Source organism: Mesorhizobium intechi (genome assembly GCF_002879535.1).
Taxonomy (GTDB): domain Bacteria; phylum Pseudomonadota; class Alphaproteobacteria; order Rhizobiales; family Rhizobiaceae; genus Mesorhizobium; species Mesorhizobium intechi.
The window spans coordinates 24,634-43,019 of sequence record NZ_PNOT02000223.1 but is presented as its reverse complement, the minus strand read 5'-3'; the positions used below and the strand labels follow the sequence as shown (position 1 = coordinate 43,019).

Below are 18,386 nucleotides of genomic sequence, written 5' to 3'. Positions count from 1 at the left end.
CGGGCTGGACAGCGGCCGGCGACGGGGAGGGTTTGCATGGAAAAACGCCGCATCGGCAAGACGGCGCTCGAGGTCACCGAGGTCAGTTTCGGCGGCGCTGCGATCGGCGGCCTGTACCGCGCCTGTTCACGCGAGGCGGCGATGGAGACGCTGCAAGGCGCCTGGGATGCGGGCCTGCGCTATTTCGACACCGCGCCGTTCTATGGGTTCGGCTTGTCGGAACGACGCTTCGGCGATTTCCTGCGCCACAAGCCGCGCGATTCCTACGTGCTGTCCACCAAGGTCGGCCGCCTGTTCCGGCCGGTGCCTGAAGACCAGGTGCCCGACCACTCCTATGTCGATCCGCTGCCCTTCGCGCTCGACTACGACTATTCGTATGACGGCATAATGCGGTCGGTCGACTTCAGCTATGCGCGGCTTGGGCTGAACAAGATCGATATCCTGTATGTGCACGACATCGGCGCCTACACGCATGGCGTCGAGAAGACCAAGTTGCACTTTCGCCAGCTCATGGATGGCGGGCTCAAGGCACTCGAGGAGTTGAAGCGAGCCGGCACGATTTCCGCCTATGGCCTCGGTGTCAACGAAGTCCAGGTCTGCCTCGACGTAATGCGCCGGGCGCCGCTCGACTGCATCCTGCTCGCCAGCCGCTATTCCTTGCTCGACCGCAGCGCCGAAGCCGAACTGCTGCCGCTGTGCCGGGCGCAGCAGACGTCGCTGGTGATCGGCGGCGTCTTCAACTCGGGCATATTGGCGACCGGCCCGGTGCAAGGCGCGCATTTCGATTATCAGCCCGCCGGCCGCGATATGCTCGATCGGGTCGATGCCATGGAGAAGATCGCCGGCGAAGGCGGTTACCCGCTGGCGGCCGCAGCCTTTCAGTTTCCCCTGCACGAACCGACGGTCGCCACCGTGCTGACCGGCACCGCCAAGCTGGCAAACCTGACACGTAATCTCGAACTGCTCGAAACCAGGGTGGCGGAGACGGAATACGCCAAATATCGTCCCTACACGGTGGTGCAGAGCCTTGCGTGAAGCGGGCGTCCACCAGCCTTGGCGGGAGAGGCTCGACTTCACAAACGCGCGACTCGACGGAAAGAATGAATGTTCCACATTGACTAACTCATGGAATTAATATTCCATGTTTGCACGAAACAGAAGCGTTAGGCTGTGTCCAGGGAGGAGCGGCGCCTGAATGTGTCCGTGCCTGACATGGGATCGGGTGCGAAACACCGCTTGCATCGTCCAGATCGATGCACTATCAAAACAGCGTAAATGTTTTTTATTGATAAAGTTCTGTTTGGGCCACGCCTATCCGAACGGAGCTTCCGTAACGTTCACCGGGCGACTTAGGGAGGAATCCTATGAAATTCGTGACCAGCATTCTCAACCGCCGCGCCGTCATGGCGCTGGCAGCAGCGTCGATGCTCGCCGGCGTCATGCACTCGGCGCCGGTTTCGGCGGCGGATGTGACCATTCCGATCATCGTCAAGGACACCACGTCCTTCTATTGGCAGATCGTGCTCGCCGGTGCCCGCAAGGCCGGCAAGGATCTCGGCGTCAACGTGCCGGAACTCGGGGCCCAGGCTGAAACCGACGTCAACGGCCAGATCTCCATCCTCGAGAACGCCGTCGCCGGCAACCCGGCCGCCGTCGTCATCGCGCCGACCGAAGCCAAGGCGCTCGGCAAGCCGATCGATGAGGCAGCGGCCAAGGTCAAGGTCATCGGCATCGACTCCAGCGCCGACTCAAAGGCCTTCACCTCGTTCCTGACCACCGACAACGTCCAGGGCGGCCGCGTCGCCGCGGACGGTCTTGCAGCTGCCATCGGCGCGGCCAATGGCGGAAAGGTCGAAGGCAAGGTTGCCCTGATCACGGCACTGCCCGGTGCTGGCTCGCTCGAGCAGCGCGCCCAGGGCTTCAAGGAACAGCTCAAGGCCAAGTACCCCGGCCTCGAACTGGTCGCCGACAAATATGCCGACGGTCAGGCCACCACCGGCCTCAACATCGCGACCGACCTGATCACCGCCAATCCGGACCTGAAGGGCATCTTCGCCTCCAACCTGATCATGGCGCAGGGCGTCGGCCAGGCGATCGCCGAGAACAAGCTTGCCGGCAAGGTTGGCCTGATCGGCTTCGACAGCGACGAGAAGCTGATCAAGTTCCTGAACGACGGCGTCATTTCCGGCCTCGTCGTCCAGGATCCCTACCGGATGGGCTATGACGGCATCAAGACCGCCCTCGCCGCTTCGAAGGGCGAGAAGGTCGAGGCCAATGTCGACACTGGCGCCAACCTCGTCACCAAGGCCAATATGAAGGATCCCAAGATCGACGCGCTGCTCAATCCGAAGCTCAACTGAGCCTTAGGCGCAATCGCACAGTTTCCGGGGCCTCGCGCCCCGGAAACGACATCCATATCGCTTGGAAATCCGCCAGCCTGGGCTAGGTTGCTCTGGATGGCATTTCAAAGCCTCGCCGCATGCCAAATCGTGAGGCCAATCTGGGAGGAGGATTGTCATGACATCGACGGCGCAAGACCTGCATCCCGCCCCTGTGCTGGAGCCCGGCAGGACGATCCTCGAACTGCGCGGCCTCGAGAAGAAATATCCCGGCACCCATGCGCTGAAGCCGGTGACGCTGGCCTTCAAGTCAGGCGAAATCCACGCCATCGTCGGCGAGAACGGTGCCGGCAAATCCACCCTGATCAAGCTCCTCACCGGCGTTATGCCGCGCACCTCCGGCGATGTCATTTGGGAAGGCAATCCGGCGGCGCTGGCGACCCCGCACGAGGCGATGGCGCTCGGCATCAATGCCGTGCACCAGGAAGTCGTGCTCTGCCGTCATTTGACCGTCGCCGCTAACATGTTCCTCGGCGAGGAGAATTCGCGCTTCGGCATCCTGCAGCAGCGCGCCATGGTCAAGGAAGCGCAAAAGATCATCGACGATCTCGGCTTCGACCTGCCGGCGCATGTCATGCTGGGCGATCTCACCATCGGCCAGCAGCAGCTGATCGCCGCCGCTCGCGCCACCGTGCGCGGCACCAAATTCCTGATATTCGATGAGCCGACCGCCTACCTGACCCGCAAGGAGGCCGACCAGCTCTTCACCCTGATCCGCCGCCTGAAGTCCGAAGGCGTGACCATCATCTACATCAGCCATCGCATGGAGGAGGTCTTCGAACTCGCCGATCGCGTCTCGGTGCTGCGCGACGGTACGCTGGTCGGCACCAGAAACATCGCCGAGACCAACGATGCCGAACTGGTCAAGCTGATGATCAACCGCTCGATCGAGCAGGTTTATCACAAGGAGCACTTCACGCCGGGTGCCGCGATCGTGGAGACCAGGAACCTGTCGGGCAAGGGCTTCGAAAATGTCTCGATGACCGTCCGCGCCGGCGAGATCGTCGGACTCTACGGGCTGATCGGCGCCGGGCGCAGCGAATTCGTCACCACGCTCTACGGCCGCCATCGCAAATCGGCCGGCCAGATCCTCTGGGAAGGCAAGCCGGTTCAGGTCAATTCGGAGCATGATGCGATCAAGCTCGGCATGGCGCTGGCGCCGGAAAGCCGCCGCGACCAGGGCCTTTGCCTCAATTTGCCGGTTGGCCTCAATCTCAACCTGCCGATCTACAAGCGCATCTCCAAGAACCTGTTGATTTCCGGGGCGCAGGAGAAGACCCAGGCCGACCGCCAGATCGCCGATCTCCGCATCAAGACGCCGACACGCAATGCGTTGGCCTCCAGCCTGTCGGGCGGCAACCAGCAGAAGATCGTCATTGGCAAATGGCTGGCGCATGGCGCCAAACTGTTCATTTTCGATGAGCCGACAGTCGGCGTCGATGTCGGCACCAAGGCCGAAATCTACCGCCTGTTCGGCGCGCTCTTGTCGAAGGGCGCGGGCATCATCCTGATCTCGTCCTACCTGCCGGAAGTCTATGAGCTGGCCGACACGTTGCATGTGTTCCGCCGTGGCAAGCTGGTGGCAACACACGGATTCCGCACCGCCGACCACGAGGAAATTCTCACACAGGCGCTGGCCGAGAAACAAGAAAAGCTGGGAGGAACGATATGAGCACCGAGGCGATTCCTGCCGAAAAACCCAAGCGCAATTACAACGCCCTGTTCGGGCTGACGCTGCTGGCGCTGCTGGTGCTGCTCTGGGTCATCCTGTCGCTGTCGACATCGAGCTTCGCCTCGGCCAACAACATCTCGAACCTTTTGCGTCAGGGTTCGATGATCGCCATCCTGGCGGTCGGCCAGACTTTCGTCATCATCACCGGCGGCATCGATCTGTCCGTCGGTGCGGTGGTCGGCTTCGCCACCGTCATTGCCGCGATGCTGATCAACGCCGGCATACCCGTCTTCCTCGCCATCCTTATCACGCTGGCGGTTGGCGTTGCGATCGGCCTGTTCCACGGCTTCGGCATCGTCAAGATGGGCCTGCCGCCTTTCATCATCACGCTGGCGACGCTGACCTCGCTGCGCGGCATCGGCCTTTTGATGACCAACGGCAACTCGATCTCCATCAACAATGATGCCTTCCAGGAATTCTCGCGCAACTCCTTCCTCGGCGTGCCCAATCTGTTCTGGATGGTCATCCTGGTCGGCATTCCGGCCTACATCTTCCTGCATCACAGCCGCTGGGGCCGCTACCTCTTCTCGGTCGGCTCGAATGCCGAGGCTTCGCGCCTCTCCGGCGTCAATGTCCAGCGCACCATCTACATGGCCTATACGCTGTCTGGCCTGTGCGCGGCTTTTGTCGGCGTGCTCCTGGCCTCGCGCATCGGCATCGGCAACCCGACCCAGGCCGAAGGCTGGGAACTGCAGGCGATCGCGTCCTCGGTCATCGGCGGCACCTCGCTGTTCGGTGCGGTCGGCTCGGTGCACGGCCCGCTGCTTGGCGCCTTCATTCTCGCCACCATCAACAACGGCGCCAACCTGCTCAACGTCAACGCTTTCTGGCAGCGCATCATCACCGGCGTGCTGATCATCGTCATCGTCTATTTCGACGGTCTGCGCCGCCGCGGCGGCAAGTGACCACTGCTGAAATCGACCTCCGGCCCGGCGTGAAGACGGGTCGGAAACCCAATTGGACTGAGACATGAAAGCCGTTATCTGTCGCTCGCCTGGGGAACTCGTCCTGGAAGACCGCCCCGCGCCCGGCGCGCCCCCTGCCGGCTGGGCGCTGGTCGCGGTCAGCCATGTCGGCATCTGTGGCACCGACTACCACATTTTCGAGGGCAAGCACCCGTTCCTCGCCTACCCCCGCATCATGGGCCATGAAGTCTCCGGCACCGTCATCGAGACTGGCGAGGGCGTCGACCTTGCCGTTGGCGAACCGGTCGTCATCAACCCCTACCTCTCCTGCGGCAAGTGCATCGCCTGCCGGCACGGCAAGCCGAATTGCTGCGTCAAGATCGAGGTGCTGGGCGTCCATCGCGACGGCGCCATGTGCGAACGCATTCTGGTCCCGGCGCAGAATCTGTATCCGGCCAACGGGCTGTCGCTGGCCGACGCGGCCGCCGTCGAATTCCTGGCCATCGGCGCGCACGCCGTACGTCGTGCCCGTGCCGACCCCGGCGCCCGCGCTCTTGTCATCGGTGCCGGCCCGATCGGGCTCGGTAACGCCATCTTCGCGCGCATTGCCGGGCTCGACGTGACGCTGCTCGACATGAGCAGTGAACGCCTCGCTTTCGCCGAGAACGAACTTGGTTTCAGTATCCTCGACGGCTCACACGGAGCGGTGCCGGACCTGGTCAGGGAAGCCACATCAGGCGAAGGCCTCGACGTGGTCTTCGACGCCACCGGCAACACGCGGTCGGTTCAGTCGGCCTTCGCCCATGTCGCGCATGGCGGCACACTGGTGCTGGTCAGCGTCGTCAAGGACGACATCGTCTTCTCCGATCCGGAATTCCACAAACGCGAAATGACGCTGGTCGGCAGCCGCAATGCACTGCGCGCCGATTTCGATCATGTTGCTGCCTCGATCCGCAACGGCGCGGTTCCCCTGACCAAGCTCGTCACCCACCGCACGACCCTGGCCGATACGCCGAGCGATCTCGCCCGCTGGGCGCATGAGAAATCCGGCCTGATCAAGGCGGTGATCGAGATCGGGTAGCCGGCGGAACTCGGCTCACAACGCCGACAGTTTCAGTTCGACCCGCTCCGCCGGAAAGCGCGACTCGGAGAACTGGATCGGCTGGCCGTCCGACGTGATGTTGACGGCCACCGTCACCAGCACGATGGCGCCTGGCTGCAGGTCGAGATCGGCGAGATCGGCCGCATCGGCATGGCGTGCCGACAGCACGGTCGATTGCCTGAGATAATCGTCGATGCCGAAGCGGGCTAGCGACGCGGTGATCGAGCCAGTCTCAGCCATCGCCTTGTCGATGCCGGCAAAGCGCCTGGCATCGAACCAGCCGGCAGCGCGTGACACAGGCCGTCCGTCGGCTTCGCCGCGCGTCTCCAGCCTGATCACATCGGCCGCCCTGGCCAGTCCAAGCCCCTCGGCGACGCGCTGGCTGGCCGGCTCGACCGATGAGGAAAGCAGCACGATATGGCGTTCCGAGGTCTGCCCCTGCAGGCCTGTTGAAAAGCGTGTACGTGCGCCGATCGGATACGATAGCCGCTTGCGCGACAAGACGAAGGTGCCCCGTCCCTGCTCGGCCCGCAGCACCCCTTCCTGCACGAGCGCGGATATGGCGCTGCGCACCGTGTGACGGTTCACGCCATAGCGCTCGGCGAGCGCCACCTCGGGCGGCAGCGCGGCATTCTCGGCGAAATCGCCAGTGGCGATCGCCTGCAGGATCCTGTCGGCGATCTGCCGCCACAGCGAGACGCCGCTGCGCCGTTCGATGCTGTCGGCTTCCTGTCGCCCGATCATGAATGTCCCCTGCCTTCCGTCCCTGTCATCCATCCGTCATGGACTCGCGCTAGGTAATATGTATAATTTGTATAGTTGTCTATATCAATAGACAAATTTAGCAAAGAGGAATGCTGCCAATGCGAGGACAGGAAGCCCGCGACCAGGCCGAACGCAAAGCCGCGATGGCGACCCTGGCACAATCGAGCGGCGACGACATCGTCCGGCTCTGGAACGAAGCCGGCCTGCCTTCGCAAGCCGAACTGTTGCGCGGTCCCGAGACCGGGCTGGTGACGCTGCGCGGACGCATCGGCGGCGGCGGCGCTCCGTTCAATGTCGGCGAGGCGACCGTCACCCGCGCCACCGTCCGGCTGCCGTCCGGACAGGTCGGCCATTGCTACGCACTTGGCCGCGACAAGCAGAAGGCGAGGCTGGCGGCGATAGCCGACGCGCTCTGGCAGGACCCTGCCCGCCGCGCCGAGGTCGAGACCAGGCTGATCGCGCCTTTGCGGTCGGCGCTCGCGACTACCCAGGAAAAACGACGCGCCGAGACAGCGGCAACGAAGGTGGATTTCTTCACCATGGTTCGCGGAGAAGATTGATGGATATCGCAGCGCAATCGATCGAGGGCGGCTTTGCCGATCCGGTCTTCAATGCCCAGACTGTGTTTCGCGCGGTCATGGACGCGATGGCGCGTCCGGGCAGCGTGCAGCCTCTGCCGGCCCTTGCCCGTCCGCCGGCGCCGCTCTCGGCAACCGCTGGCGCCGTGGCACTGGCGCTGTGCGACAACGACACGCCGCTCTGGCTCGACCCGGCCCTGCACGCCTCCGCCGCGATCGGCTCCTGGCTTGGTTTCCACACCGGCGCGCCGCTGGCCAATACCCCTGCCGACGCGCATTTCGCCTTTGTCGCCACGCCGGCCGAGATGATGGCGCTCGACGGCTTTGCGCAGGGAACGCAGGATTATCCCGACAGGTCGACCACCCTGATCCTGCAGGTCAGCGACCTCGTTTCAGGCACTCCGTTGCTGCTGGAAGGTCCCGGCATCGAAACCAGCGCCACGATCGCGCCGGCGCAGATGCCGCGTCATTTCATCGAGCAGTGGAAGCAGAATATCCAGCGCTTTCCGCGCGGCGTCGACATCATCCTCGCCACAGCTGAAGGCATAGCCTGCCTGCCGCGCACCACGCGCATCAAGACGATGGAGGCGTAAGATGTATGTCGCGGTAAAAGGCGGCGAAGCCGCTATTCGTAACGCCCACAGCCTGCTTGCCGACCGCCGGCGCGGCGACCGTTCGGTGCCTGCACTGCGCCTCGACCAGATCGTCGAACAGCTGGCGCTCGGCGTCGACCGGGTGATGAGCGAAGGCTCGCTCTATGACCGTGAACTCGCGGCGCTCGCCATCGTCCAGGCACGCGGCGACATGATCGAGGCGATCTTCCTGGTGCGTGCCTATCGCACCACGCTGCCGCGCTTCGGCTACAGCAAGCCGATCGATACCGGCGCCATGCTGGTCGAACGGCGCGTCTCGGCGACCTACAAGGACCTGCCGGGCGGCCAGTTGCTCGGCCCGACCTTCGACTACACGCACCGGCTGCTCGATCCCGGGCTTGCCGCCGGCGCCGATGTCGCCGAACCCTTGCGGCGCGAGACGGAAAAGCTGGCCATGCCGCGCGTCTCGGCGATCCTCGCCCGCGAAGGCCTGATCGAAGCGGATGGCCAGATGCCGCAGGATCATGTGCCCGGCGACATCACCCGCGAGCCGCTGGAATTCCCGATGGCGCGCGACATCCGCCTTCAGGCGCTGTCGCGTGGCGATGAAGGTTTCCTCCTGGCGCTCGGCTATTCCACCCAACGCGGCTATGCCCGCAACCATCCCTTTGTCGGCGAGATCCGAATCGGCGAGGTCGAGCTCGAACTCGATGTCCCCGAACTGCCCTTCGCAGCCCCCCTCGGCACGGTGCGGGTCACCGAATGCCAGATGGTCAACCAGTTCAAGGGCTCGGCCAAGGCGCCGCCGCAGTTCACCCGCGGCTACGGCCTCGTCTTCGGCCAGAGCGAGCGCAAGGCGATGGCCATGGCGCTTTGCGACCGGGCGCTGCGCGCCTCCGAGCTCGGCGAGGACGTCGTCGCCGCCGCCCAGGACGAGGAGTTCGTCATCTCGCATTCCGACAACGTCCAGGCGACCGGCTTCGTCGAGCATCTGAAGCTGCCGCATTATGTCGACTTCCAGGCCGAACTCGACCTGGTGCGCCGCATGCGGGCCGAATACGAGGCCCGGGAGAACCCCACCAAGGTGGAAGAGAAGAGGGAGGCCGCGGAATGATCGAGGGCCTCTCCCACATGACCTTCATCGTCAGGGATCTCGGCCGGATGACTGAGATTTTGGAGGGTGTATTCGACGCCCGCGAGGTCTATGCCAGCGACGCCGCCCAGTTCTCGCTGTCGCGCGAAAAATTCTTCCTGATCGGCGACCTCTGGATCGCCATCATGCAAGGCGAAAAGCTGCCGGAGCGCAGCTACAACCACATCGCCTTCAAGATCGCTGACGCCGATTTCGACCGCTACGCCGGGCGTGTCGCCAAGCTAGGCCTCGACATGCGCCCGCCACGTCCGCGCGTCGAGGGTGAAGGTCGCTCGATCTATTTCTACGACGACGACAACCACATGTTCGAACTGCACACCGGCACGCTTGCGGATCGGCTGCAGCGCTATGCGAGGGGTTTGGAGACGGTGCAATGAATTCAGTGCCCGCCCCCATGGCCGCCACCGTCGTGGCTATGACCGCCATAGCTGTCATACCCGGAATAGTCGCCACCGCCGATGCCCACGGGCTCGCCTTGGGAGCCCCCTTTGGCAACGGGAAAAACCATGCGCCGAAGGAAAAAAAGAACGACGCCGGCGAACACCACCAACACAATTGCGAGATGCACCCACCCGGCCGAGCTCATCTGAATTCGCCCCTGTTCCGGCGTCCTGGACGCCAATTTGATAGCACAATGTGGATGTGATCGCCATGACCGACATCGCTACCTACAACTTCGCCTATCTCGACGAGCAGACCAAAAGGATGATCCGCCGGGCGATCCTCAAGGGCATCGCCATTCCCGGCTATCAGGTGCCGTTCGCCTCGCGCGAAATGCCGATGCCCTATGGCTGGGGCACCGGCGGCGTCCAGGTCACCGCCTCGATCATCGGCCCCGACGACGTGCTGAAGGTCATCGACCAGGGCGCCGACGACACCACCAACGCCGTCTCGATCCGCGCCTTCTTCAAGAAGGTCGCCAACGTCGCTGTCACCACCGATACCGCCAGCGCCACCATCATCCAGACCCGCCATCGCATTCCCGAGCATCCGCTGACGGCGGGGCAGGTGCTGGTCTATCAGGTGCCGATCCCCGAGCCGCTGCGCTTCCTCGAGCCGCGCGAGACCGAGACGCGCAAGATGCATGCGCTGGAGGAATACGGCCTCATGCATGTGAAGCTCTACGAGGACATCGCCAAGCACGGCCGCATCGCCACAACCTATGCCTATCCGGTCAAGGTCGAGGGCCGCTATGTGATGGACCCCTCGCCGACGCCGAAATTCGACAATCCCAAGATGCACCGCTCGCCCGCCTTGCAGCTGTTCGGCGCCGGCCGCGAGAAGCGCATCTACGCGGTGCCGCCCTTCACCGATGTCGTCAGCCTCGACTTCGAGGACCATCCGTTCGAGGTGCAGACCTTCGACCAGCCCTGCGCACTTTGCGCGGCCGAGAATGTCTATCTTGATGAGGTCATCCTCGACGACCATGGCGGCCACATGTTCGTCTGCTCTGACACCGACCATTGCGAGAAGCGGCGCCAAGAGGGCCATCGCGGCCATCTTGCTCCGGAAATCCATCTTGCTTCCGAGAAAATGGAGCCTGCACGATGACCGACGAACCGCTGCTGCGCGTCTCGGCGCTCTCCAAATTCTACGGTTCGCGCGTCGGCTGCGACAACGTCTCCTTCGACCTGTGGCCGGGCGAGGTCCTGGCTGTCGTCGGCGAATCCGGTTCCGGCAAGACGACGCTGCTCAATTGCCTGTCGACGCGTCTGTTGCCCTCGTCGGGCACCGCCAGCTACCGCATGCGCGACGGCCAGTTCCGCGAGCTCTACCGTATGAGCGAGGCCGAGCGCCGCTTTCTGATGCGCACCGACTGGGGCTTCGTCCACCAGAACCCGGCCGACGGTTTGCGCATGACGGTGTCAGCCGGCGCCAATGTCGGCGAACGGCTGATGGCGGTGGGCGACCGTCACTACGGCAAGATTCGCGCCACGGCGGTCGACTGGCTGTCGCGCGTCGAGATCGAGGAAGACCGTATCGACGATGAGCCACGTGCCTTTTCCGGCGGCATGCGCCAGCGCCTGCAGATCGCCCGCAACCTCGTCACCGGCCCACGGCTGGTGTTCATGGACGAGCCGACCGGAGGCCTCGACGTCTCGGTACAGGCGCGCTTGCTTGATCTCTTGCGCGGGCTGGTCACCGATCTCGGCCTCGCTGCCATCGTCGTCACCCACGACCTCGCGGTGGCGCGCCTGCTGTCGCAGCGCATGATGGTGATGAAGGACGGCCGCGTCGTCGAAAGCGGCCTCACCGACCGCGTGCTGGACGACCCGCGCGCGCCCTACACGCAGCTTCTCGTTTCCTCCATCTTGCAGGTGTAGCGATGCCAACCCCACTCGTTGTTTCCGACGTCGCAAAAAGCTTCACCATGCACCTGCGCGATGGCATCAAACTGCCTGTCGTCGCCGGTGTCTCGTTCTCGATCAAGGCGGGCGAATGCACCGTGCTCGGCGGGCCGTCCGGCGCCGGCAAAAGCTCCATCCTGAAAATGCTCTACGGCAACTATGCCGTCGACGAGGGGCAGATCATCGTCAGCCACGAGGACGGACTGATCGATCTTGCCAATGCCAGCCCGCGCACCGTGCTTGCCGTTCGCCGGCAAACGATCGGCTATGTCAGCCAGTTCCTGCGCACCGTGCCGCGCGTCTCGGCGCTCGATGTCATCGCCGAGCCACTGGTCGAGCGCGGACAGGAACGCGAGGCGGCCAGAGGCAGGGCGCGCGCGCTGCTGGCTCAGCTCAATTTGCCGGAAAAGCTCTGGGCGCTGCCGCCGGCGACCTTCTCCGGCGGCGAGCAGCAGCGCGTCAACATCGCGCGCGGCTTCATCACCGAGCACCCCATCCTGCTGCTCGACGAGCCAACCGCCTCGCTCGATGCCACCAACCGCGACGTGGTGATCGAACTCATCGCCGCCAAGAAGGCGGCGGGCGTCGCCCTGCTTGGCATCTTCCACGATCATGATGTGCGCGAGGCGGTTGCCGACCGCATCATCGACGTCACCGCTTTTGCTCCAGGAAAACTCGCCGCATGACCAGGAAATTGTCGGAGACGCCGCTGGTCCACCCAACGGCGGAAGTGCACAATTCGACGCTCGGCCGCTGGACCGAGATCGCCGACCGCAGCCGGGTTTCGGAAAGCGAACTCGGCGACTATTCCTACATGATGCAGGATTGCTCGGTCTGGTGCGCGACGATCGGCAAGTTCGCCAATATCGCGGCAAGCGTGCGCCTCAACGCCACCAACCACCCGACCTGGCGGCCGACGCTGCATCATTTCACCTACCGCGCCTCGGATTACTGGGACGACGCCGAGCATGAGAGCGAGTTCTTCGCCCAGCGCCGTGCCAAGCGCGTCACCATCGGTCACGACACCTGGCTCGGCCATGGCTCGACCGTCCTGCCCGGCGTCACTGTCGGCGATGGCGCGGCGGTTGGTGCCGGGGCGGTCGTCTCGAAGGATGTCGCGCCCTACACCATCGTCGTCGGCGTGCCGGCCAAGCCGATCCGCGAGCGCTTCGACCGCCGCACCGCCGAACGCTACCAGGCGCTTGGCTGGTGGGACTGGGACCACGCGCGGCTGCGCGCTTCGCTCGATGATTTTCGCGAGCTGTCGGCGGAGGCTTTCCTGGAGAAATACGAGGGATAGCTCCTCACATCATCGTTATTCGGGAACCCGTTCATATCTCTGACACAGGACTCGGACAGGACGCCATCTCCCCAAGGAGATTGCCATGCTTGCCACCGTCAGACCCTCGCTCGCCGGATTCTTTGCCGGCTCCAACCCGACCCCGCCGGCGCATCTCGGCACGCGCTACGACACCTCGGGCAACTTCCTGACCGAGCCCGGCAACACGATCGTCAGCCACCTCGTCAGCGGCTCGCCGTCCGAAGCCGTGGTGCTTGCGGTGCGCGCGAAGATGCTGGCGATGCCCGACGCCGACCGGCTCGCCTTCACGCCTGTTTCCAGCCTGCATATGACGCTGTTCCAAGGTATCATCGAACATCGCCGCCGCTTGCCTTACTGGCCGCAGGACGTACCGCTCGACACCAGCATCGATGCCATGACCCGCCTCTATCTGGAGCGCCTGAAGGGCTTCGAGGGCTTCGGTCCTTTCAACATCAAGGTTGTCGAGGTCGTGCCCACCGGTCTCACCGTGGCCGGCGCGACCGACGAGGACGTGCGCATCATGCGTCAATGGCGCGATGCGCTGGCGATGCCGTTCGGCTACCGGCACCCCGATCATGACGCTTATGTCTTCCACATCACCTTCGCCTATCAGATCCGGCGCCTTGCCGACGACCGCGCCGCCGCGTGGCGGGCTCTGTTCGACGATTGCCTGGCGCTTTTCGCAAGGCAGGCTCCGACAATCGAGATCAGGGCGCCCGCCTTCTGCGCCTTCCGCGACATGAAGCACTTCGAGGAATTGCTGGTGCTCGGCTGATCGCCGACAAGGCGCCAACGCATGTCGCCCGAAAGCGGCCCCGGCTTGGGAGAACGACACGCATAAAGACCAAGGACCTGAAGCGCGTCGCATGAATTCGATTCAGCGCGACGCGCTGCAGGCGTCGCGCCTGTGGAGCGTAACAAAACTGACATGCTGGCGACATGGCAGGTTCATGTGGCTGCGTTAGGCGAGTGCCTGACGATCAACAAGGTCCGGACTGGAACCTGCTCATGTCAGCAAGCTCTGCCACGCTCGAAATCCGCGGCGTCAGCCGACGATTTGGCAAGAACACCGCCGTCAGCGACGTCAACATTTCGATCCCGCAGGGTCAGATGGTTGGCGTCATCGGCCGTTCGGGCGCTGGCAAATCGACCCTTCTTCGCATGATCAACCGTCTTGTCGACCCCAGCCAGGGGTCGATTTTTTTTGACGGCGCCGAGGTTTCCCGGCTGCGCGGCTCGCCGCTGCGGCGCTGGCAGCGCGATTGCGCCATGATCTTCCAGCAGTTCAACCTGGTGCCGCGCCTCGACGTGCTGACCAACGTCCTACTTGGCAAATTGAACCACCGTTCGACCCTGTCCAACCTTCTCGGCATGTTCTCGCGCGCCGAATGCGCGGAGGCGGTCGCCGCGCTCGAGCGGCTCGACATAGCCCGCACCGCGCTTCAGCTCGCCGGCACCTTGTCTGGCGGACAGCAGCAGCGTGTCGCCATCGCCCGCGCCATGATGCAGCAGCCCAGAGTGATCCTCGCCGACGAGCCGATCGCCTCGCTCGACCCGCTCAACGCCAGGGTGGTGATGGATTCGCTGCAGGACATCAATCTGCGCGAGGGCATCACCGTCGTCACCAATCTGCACACGCTCGACACCGCCCGCGCCTATTGCAACCGCATCATCGGCATGGCAGCCGGCAAGGTCGTCTTCGACGGCCCGCCGGAAGAGCTCAACCGTGAGGCCGTGCGCCTTGTCTATGGCGCCGACAGCAATGGCGCGGAGATATCGGAGGCCATCACCTCCACCAGCGTTGCCTTCAGGCAGAAGATCGCAGCATCCGCCGGACCGCTCGAACCCGCATTCCCGGGTTACTGAGCGCACTGGATCGTCCGCCCGCGTCAAGGGCACTTGTCAAGATCACGAACGCTGCCGGCACGGGGCCGGAACTTAAAGGAGAGACATCAAATGTTCAGGAAGATGGTTTTCAGCGCCGTTTCGGTGCTCGCCATGGCAACCAGCATGGCCCACGCCGCCGACATGAAGGAGTTCCGCGTCGGCATTCTGGGCGGTGAAAACGAGACCGACCGGCTGCGCAACTACCAGTGCCTGGCCGATCATCTGAAGGCCGAATTCGGCTTCGAGAAGGTCTCGCTGTTTCCTGCCGCCGACTATGACGGCGTTGTCCAGGGCCTGCTCGGCGGCACGCTCGACTTCGCGGAACTCGGCGCCTCCGGCTACGCCAGCGTCTATCTCAAGGATCCGAAAGCGGTGACCCCGATCCTCACCACCCGGCAGACCGACGGTTCCACCGGCTATTATTCGATCGGCCTGGCCCTGAAGACCTCGGGCATCACCGACATCAAGTCGGCCAAGGGCAAGAAGCTCGGCTACGCCGATCCGGACTCCACCTCGGGCTACCTGATCCCACTGACCCAGATTCCGAAGGAAACCGGCGCCTCGAACGAAACCTTCTTCGCCTCGACCCAGTTCAACGGCGGCCATGAGAACAACATCCTCGCCGTGCGCGACGGCAAGGTCGATGTCGCGGTCGATGATTCCTCGGGCATCGGCGACTTCAAGAACGGCTTCACCTCCGGCACCTTCCACAAGGTCGTCGCCAAGGGCGCCGTCGACCCGAACGACTTCGTCGAAGTCTGGCGCTCGGGCCTGATCCCGAACGGCCCGCTGGTCGTGCGCACCGCGCTCGGCGACGAGATGACCGCCAAGCTCGCCGCCTTCTTCACCGAACTGCCGAAGAAGGACAAGGCTTGCTTCGAGGGCGTCGAAGGGGGCGATTTCACCGGGTACGTTCCGGTCAAGCCGGACTTCTACAACGTCATCGTCGAAGCCCGTAAGGCAGCCATCGGCGGCTAACGGCGAAATCGAAAAGGGCGGTGTTCGAACACCGCCCTTTTTTGCATCTCCGATCATGACCCTTTCCGTGACAGCCCCTTCTTTGACAACCCCTTCTGGTGCTCCCCACCAGATGGCCGATGCCTGGCGACGCCAGACGTCGCTGCGCCGGTTCTATACAGTACTCGGCGTCGGCCTGCTGCTGGCCGCGATGTTCGCCAGCATGTGGTTTGCCGACGAGGCCAATGCCGGGCACTTCTTCGACCGGCTTCCGCATATTCTGGATTTCCTGGGCTGGCTGGTCCCCAAGGATTGGAACGACGTCTGGCGGGCACTGTTCGATATTGCCTCGCCGCATGACACGGGCACCCAGGAATACAACTTCCCACTCGGCCGGATCTATGTCTGGGCCGGATTCTACATCCCCGAATATTTCGAGCTCATGCTGACCACGGTGAACGTGGCGCTGGTCTCCACCTTCATCGGCTTTATCTTCGCGGTGCCGTTTTCCTTCATGGCGGCGCGCAATCTGACACCTCATCCGGCCCTGCGGCTGGTCGTCAAGCGCTTCATGGAACTGCAGCGCGCCTTTCCCGAAATCGTCATTGCCGGCCTGTTCGCGGCCATCGTCTCCATCGGCCCGATCGCAGCCATCATCGCCATCGGCCTGCATTCGATCGGCGCGCTCGGCAAGCTGTTCTACGAGATCAACGAAAACATCGACATGCGCGCCGAGGAAGGCCTGCGGGCGGTCGGAGCCAACTGGTTCGAGCGCGTGCGCTTCGCCGACCTGCCGCAGGTGCTGCCCAATTTCATGTCCTACACGCTGCTGCGCGTCGAGATCAATGTCCGCGCCTCGACCATCATCGGCGCCGTCGGCGGCGGCGGCATCGGCGAGGAATTGAAGCTGTCCATCTCTCGCGGCTTCGGCGCCAAGACGCTGGCGCTGGTGCTGCTCTTGTTCACGACCATCTTCATCATCGACCAGTTCTCCGCCTGGCTGCGCCGCAAGCTGGTCGGCGAGCAAGCCTTTATGATGGCGGCGTAGACCATGATCCCGACCCGATGGACCGCGTTAGCGAAAAGTCGCATCCGGTTTTCCCGGACAAACGGGAAGCGTTTTGTCCAGGACATCACGGTCAAAGGGAAAGACAAACCATGGCGACCATGACCGCCGAGGAGATACTGTCGATCGAGGAGCGCTATCCGCAAGTGTTCCGACGGCCGCCATACAAACGCTTCGCCCCGCTCTTCCTGTCCGTCGGCATCCTGACCTATCTCGTCTATGTCCTGTGGTTCTTCAGCCTGCCGCAAGTGCTGCGGGAATCGCATTGGGAACGTCTGCCGCTGTTCCTGACGCAATGGATCAGCTACGACCTGCAACCGGAATTCCGCCTCGACCAGCCTGAGATCACGCCAAAATACCCGCGCTTTTCCGCGCTTGGCGAGAACCCCAACCCCGACTGGGTGATCAAGAATCCGGACGGCACCTTCACCGTGCTGATCGATGGTCCGGCGAAATCCGTCACCTTCGACAAGGCGCGGGCAACGATCGTCGCCAACGGCCAGACCGTACCGGTTTCGCTGACAAGCGACAAGCCGGTGATATCAGGCCCGGTGCCGGACTGGATCACCGCGCATGACGACGAGGTGGTCGCCAAGATGGGCTTCGTCGGCGAGGTGCGCGTTACCGTCGACCGCGTCAAGGTGCGCAAACGCTTCCTCGGCTGGGCGAATTTCGTCTTCGACACGCGCTCGCCCTTCTTCGGCAAATCAGCGGGAGAGGTGATCTCGCTGATCGTGTCCGGGCCCGAACTGAAGCCGGGCACGTCGAACCTGGCGCTGGCAGGCGACAACATCTGGAACAACGCCCAGTGGCAGCACGGCGACGTCTGGACGAAGCTTTTGCAGACGATCGTCATGGCGTTCCTGGGCACGCTGCTCGGCGGCATCGTCGCGTTCCCGCTCGCCTTCTTCGCCGCCCGCAACATCACGCCGAGCGGCGTGCTCAGCCAGGTCCTGAAACGCTTCTTCGACTTCATGCGCTCGGTCGACATGCTGATATGGGCGCTGTTCTTTACCCGCGCCTTCGGCCCCGGCCCGCTCGCGGGCAGTGCCGCGATCTTCTTCACCGAGATCGGCACGCTCGGCAAGACCTACTCCGAGGCGCTGGAGAACATCGACGACAAGCCGCGCGAAGGTGTGTTGTCGACCGGTGCCAACGGCCTTCTGGTACAGCGCTACGGCGTGATGCCGGAAGTCATCCCGGTCTTCATCAGCCAGACGCTCTACCAGTGGGAATCAAACACACGCGGCGCCACCATCATCGGCGCCGTGGGCGCTGGCGGCATCGGCCTGAAACTGTGGGAAGCAATGCGCACCAACTCCAACTGGGCCAACGTCTTCTACATGGTGCTGCTGATCCTGCTGGTCGTCTTCATCTTCGACAACATCTCGAACTTCCTGCGCCGCCGGCTGAGCCGGACGATTCACGACTACAACAGAATCCAGGCCGAGCAGGGGTGATGCACTCGGCTTCAGGATCGACAGCGGCTCGACCCGCCTTCAGCGCTCGAACGTCGCGGCATGGACCCTCGGGTCTCCGCGTCCGCTTCGCCCCCGCCCCGCTTGTGGATGACGAAGAGA

The 18,386-nt window shown here is 63.7% G+C and carries 20 protein-coding genes; 18 read left to right on the top strand and 2 right to left on the bottom strand.

Features of this window, described 5'->3' with window-relative positions; genetic code table 11:
- Positions 1 to 36 precede the first annotated feature (36 nt).
- The 5 genes from C1D09_RS19565 to C1D09_RS19545 all read left to right on the top strand — a co-directional run bounded on the left by C1D09_RS19565 (position 37) and on the right by C1D09_RS19545 (position 6,117).
- The gene (locus C1D09_RS19565) at positions 37 to 1,035 is read left to right on the top strand and encodes an aldo/keto reductase (RefSeq protein ID WP_143975860.1); all 999 of its coding nucleotides are present in this window, start codon (positions 37 to 39) and stop codon (positions 1,033 to 1,035) included.
- Between the two features lie 329 nt (positions 1,036 to 1,364).
- Positions 1,365 to 2,360, top strand: a complete 996-nt coding sequence (locus C1D09_RS19560; RefSeq protein WP_143975859.1) for an ABC transporter substrate-binding protein — start codon at positions 1,365 to 1,367, stop codon at positions 2,358 to 2,360.
- A gap of 157 nt (positions 2,361 to 2,517) precedes the next feature.
- A complete protein-coding gene (locus C1D09_RS19555) occupies positions 2,518 to 4,071 on the top strand; it encodes a sugar ABC transporter ATP-binding protein (protein ID WP_143975858.1) in 1,554 nt (517 codons plus the stop codon).
- The gene (locus C1D09_RS19550) at positions 4,068 to 5,036 is read left to right on the top strand and encodes an ABC transporter permease (RefSeq protein ID WP_143975857.1); all 969 of its coding nucleotides are present in this window, start codon (positions 4,068 to 4,070) and stop codon (positions 5,034 to 5,036) included. The genes C1D09_RS19555 and C1D09_RS19550 overlap by 4 nt, the downstream gene beginning before the upstream one ends.
- Before the next feature lie 64 nt (positions 5,037 to 5,100).
- Entirely contained in the window at positions 5,101 to 6,117 is a 1,017-nt protein-coding gene (locus tag C1D09_RS19545) for a zinc-binding alcohol dehydrogenase family protein (RefSeq protein WP_143975856.1), read from the top strand.
- A 15-nt stretch (positions 6,118 to 6,132) separates the two neighbouring features.
- Here the strand turns inward: C1D09_RS19545 and phnF are convergent, their stop codons facing one another.
- Positions 6,133 to 6,882 carry a phosphonate metabolism transcriptional regulator PhnF gene (gene phnF / locus C1D09_RS19540; protein ID WP_143975855.1) on the bottom strand — a complete coding sequence of 250 codons (750 nt, stop codon included), beginning with the start codon at positions 6,880 to 6,882 and terminating at the stop codon, positions 6,133 to 6,135.
- Positions 6,883 to 7,001: 119 nt separating this feature from the next.
- Between phnF and phnG the strand changes: the two genes are divergently transcribed.
- From phnG to fosX, 4 genes are read left to right on the top strand one after another with little or no spacing between them, the layout of a single operon-like run.
- Positions 7,002 to 7,463, top strand: a complete 462-nt coding sequence (gene phnG, locus C1D09_RS19535; protein ID WP_143975854.1) for a phosphonate C-P lyase system protein PhnG — start codon at positions 7,002 to 7,004, stop codon at positions 7,461 to 7,463.
- Positions 7,463 to 8,074 carry a phosphonate C-P lyase system protein PhnH gene (gene phnH / locus C1D09_RS19530; protein ID WP_143975853.1) on the top strand — a complete coding sequence of 204 codons (612 nt, stop codon included), beginning with the start codon at positions 7,463 to 7,465 and terminating at the stop codon, positions 8,072 to 8,074. Before phnG ends, phnH begins: the two co-directional genes overlap by 1 nt.
- Before the next feature lies 1 nt (position 8,075).
- The gene (locus C1D09_RS19525) at positions 8,076 to 9,188 is read left to right on the top strand and encodes a carbon-phosphorus lyase complex subunit (protein WP_143975852.1); all 1,113 of its coding nucleotides are present in this window, start codon (positions 8,076 to 8,078) and stop codon (positions 9,186 to 9,188) included.
- Positions 9,185 to 9,604, top strand: coding sequence for a FosX/FosE/FosI family fosfomycin resistance hydrolase (gene fosX, locus C1D09_RS19520; RefSeq protein ID WP_143975851.1), 420 nt, complete (start codon positions 9,185 to 9,187; stop codon positions 9,602 to 9,604). Before C1D09_RS19525 ends, fosX begins: the two co-directional genes overlap by 4 nt.
- Positions 9,605 to 9,606: 2 nt before the next feature.
- Here fosX and C1D09_RS33200 read toward each other — a convergent pair whose 3' ends face one another.
- Positions 9,607 to 9,813, bottom strand: coding sequence for a hypothetical protein (locus C1D09_RS33200; RefSeq protein WP_167514679.1), 207 nt, complete (start codon positions 9,811 to 9,813; stop codon positions 9,607 to 9,609).
- 65 nt (positions 9,814 to 9,878) lie between these two features.
- Between C1D09_RS33200 and C1D09_RS19510 the strand changes: the two genes are divergently transcribed.
- The 9 genes from C1D09_RS19510 to phnE (C1D09_RS19470) all read left to right on the top strand — a co-directional run bounded on the left by C1D09_RS19510 (position 9,879) and on the right by phnE (C1D09_RS19470) (position 18,266).
- Complete coding sequence (locus C1D09_RS19510) at positions 9,879 to 10,778, top strand: alpha-D-ribose 1-methylphosphonate 5-phosphate C-P-lyase PhnJ (protein ID WP_143975849.1); 900 nt, start codon at positions 9,879 to 9,881, stop codon at positions 10,776 to 10,778.
- Entirely contained in the window at positions 10,775 to 11,551 is a 777-nt protein-coding gene (gene phnK / locus C1D09_RS19505) for a phosphonate C-P lyase system protein PhnK (protein ID WP_015315654.1), read from the top strand. Before C1D09_RS19510 ends, phnK begins: the two co-directional genes overlap by 4 nt.
- Positions 11,552 to 11,553: 2 nt before the next feature.
- The gene (gene phnL / locus C1D09_RS19500; RefSeq protein WP_143975848.1) at positions 11,554 to 12,261 is read left to right on the top strand and encodes a phosphonate C-P lyase system protein PhnL; all 708 of its coding nucleotides are present in this window, start codon (positions 11,554 to 11,556) and stop codon (positions 12,259 to 12,261) included.
- Positions 12,258 to 12,875, top strand: coding sequence for a DapH/DapD/GlmU-related protein (locus tag C1D09_RS19495; protein WP_143975847.1), 618 nt, complete (start codon positions 12,258 to 12,260; stop codon positions 12,873 to 12,875). The genes phnL and C1D09_RS19495 overlap by 4 nt, the downstream gene beginning before the upstream one ends.
- An 85-nt stretch (positions 12,876 to 12,960) precedes the next feature.
- Complete coding sequence (locus tag C1D09_RS19490; protein ID WP_143975846.1) at positions 12,961 to 13,671, top strand: DUF1868 domain-containing protein; 711 nt, start codon at positions 12,961 to 12,963, stop codon at positions 13,669 to 13,671.
- Positions 13,672 to 13,904: 233 nt separating this feature from the next.
- On the top strand, positions 13,905 to 14,762 hold the full coding sequence (phnC, locus tag C1D09_RS19485; RefSeq protein WP_143975845.1) for a phosphonate ABC transporter ATP-binding protein: 858 nt from the start codon (positions 13,905 to 13,907) through the stop codon (positions 14,760 to 14,762).
- 90 nt (positions 14,763 to 14,852) lie between these two features.
- Positions 14,853 to 15,761 carry a phosphonate ABC transporter substrate-binding protein gene (gene phnD / locus C1D09_RS19480; RefSeq protein ID WP_143975844.1) on the top strand — a complete coding sequence of 303 codons (909 nt, stop codon included), beginning with the start codon at positions 14,853 to 14,855 and terminating at the stop codon, positions 15,759 to 15,761.
- Positions 15,762 to 15,816: 55 nt separating this feature from the next.
- Positions 15,817 to 16,788, top strand: a complete 972-nt coding sequence (phnE, locus tag C1D09_RS19475) for a phosphonate ABC transporter, permease protein PhnE (protein ID WP_143975843.1) — start codon at positions 15,817 to 15,819, stop codon at positions 16,786 to 16,788.
- Between the two features lie 110 nt (positions 16,789 to 16,898).
- Positions 16,899 to 18,266, top strand: a complete 1,368-nt coding sequence (phnE, locus tag C1D09_RS19470) for a phosphonate ABC transporter, permease protein PhnE (protein WP_143975842.1) — start codon at positions 16,899 to 16,901, stop codon at positions 18,264 to 18,266.
- Positions 18,267 to 18,386: the final 120 nt, after the last annotated feature.

Bases quoted from the DNA above. Each gene is read 5' to 3' on its own strand.
- phnD (WP_143975844.1), top strand. From the start codon at position 14,853: ATGTTCAGGAAGATGGTTTTCAGCGCCGTTTCGGTGCTCGCCATGGCA.
- C1D09_RS19510 (WP_143975849.1), top strand. From the start codon at position 9,879: ATGACCGACATCGCTACCTACAACTTCGCCTATCTCGACGAGCAGACC.
- C1D09_RS19555 (WP_143975858.1), top strand. From the start codon at position 2,518: ATGACATCGACGGCGCAAGACCTGCATCCCGCCCCTGTGCTGGAGCCC.
- phnH (WP_143975853.1), top strand. From the start codon at position 7,463: ATGGATATCGCAGCGCAATCGATCGAGGGCGGCTTTGCCGATCCGGTC.
- C1D09_RS19495 (WP_143975847.1), top strand. From the start codon at position 12,258: ATGACCAGGAAATTGTCGGAGACGCCGCTGGTCCACCCAACGGCGGAA.
- phnG (WP_143975854.1), top strand. From the start codon at position 7,002: ATGCGAGGACAGGAAGCCCGCGACCAGGCCGAACGCAAAGCCGCGATG.
- phnC (WP_143975845.1), top strand. From the start codon at position 13,905: ATGTCAGCAAGCTCTGCCACGCTCGAAATCCGCGGCGTCAGCCGACGA.
- C1D09_RS19545 (WP_143975856.1), top strand. From the start codon at position 5,101: ATGAAAGCCGTTATCTGTCGCTCGCCTGGGGAACTCGTCCTGGAAGAC.
- phnE (WP_143975842.1), top strand. From the start codon at position 16,899: ATGGCGACCATGACCGCCGAGGAGATACTGTCGATCGAGGAGCGCTAT.
- C1D09_RS19560 (WP_143975859.1), top strand. From the start codon at position 1,365: ATGAAATTCGTGACCAGCATTCTCAACCGCCGCGCCGTCATGGCGCTG.
- C1D09_RS19550 (WP_143975857.1), top strand. From the start codon at position 4,068: ATGAGCACCGAGGCGATTCCTGCCGAAAAACCCAAGCGCAATTACAAC.
- C1D09_RS19525 (WP_143975852.1), top strand. From the start codon at position 8,076: ATGTATGTCGCGGTAAAAGGCGGCGAAGCCGCTATTCGTAACGCCCAC.
- C1D09_RS19565 (WP_143975860.1), top strand. From the start codon at position 37: ATGGAAAAACGCCGCATCGGCAAGACGGCGCTCGAGGTCACCGAGGTC.
- fosX (WP_143975851.1), top strand. From the start codon at position 9,185: ATGATCGAGGGCCTCTCCCACATGACCTTCATCGTCAGGGATCTCGGC.
- C1D09_RS19490 (WP_143975846.1), top strand. From the start codon at position 12,961: ATGCTTGCCACCGTCAGACCCTCGCTCGCCGGATTCTTTGCCGGCTCC.
- C1D09_RS33200 (WP_167514679.1), bottom strand. From the start codon at position 9,813: ATGAGCTCGGCCGGGTGGGTGCATCTCGCAATTGTGTTGGTGGTGTTC.
- phnK (WP_015315654.1), top strand. From the start codon at position 10,775: ATGACCGACGAACCGCTGCTGCGCGTCTCGGCGCTCTCCAAATTCTAC.
- phnF (WP_143975855.1), bottom strand. From the start codon at position 6,882: ATGATCGGGCGACAGGAAGCCGACAGCATCGAACGGCGCAGCGGCGTC.
- phnL (WP_143975848.1), top strand. From the start codon at position 11,554: ATGCCAACCCCACTCGTTGTTTCCGACGTCGCAAAAAGCTTCACCATG.
- phnE (WP_143975843.1), top strand. From the start codon at position 15,817: ATGACCCTTTCCGTGACAGCCCCTTCTTTGACAACCCCTTCTGGTGCT.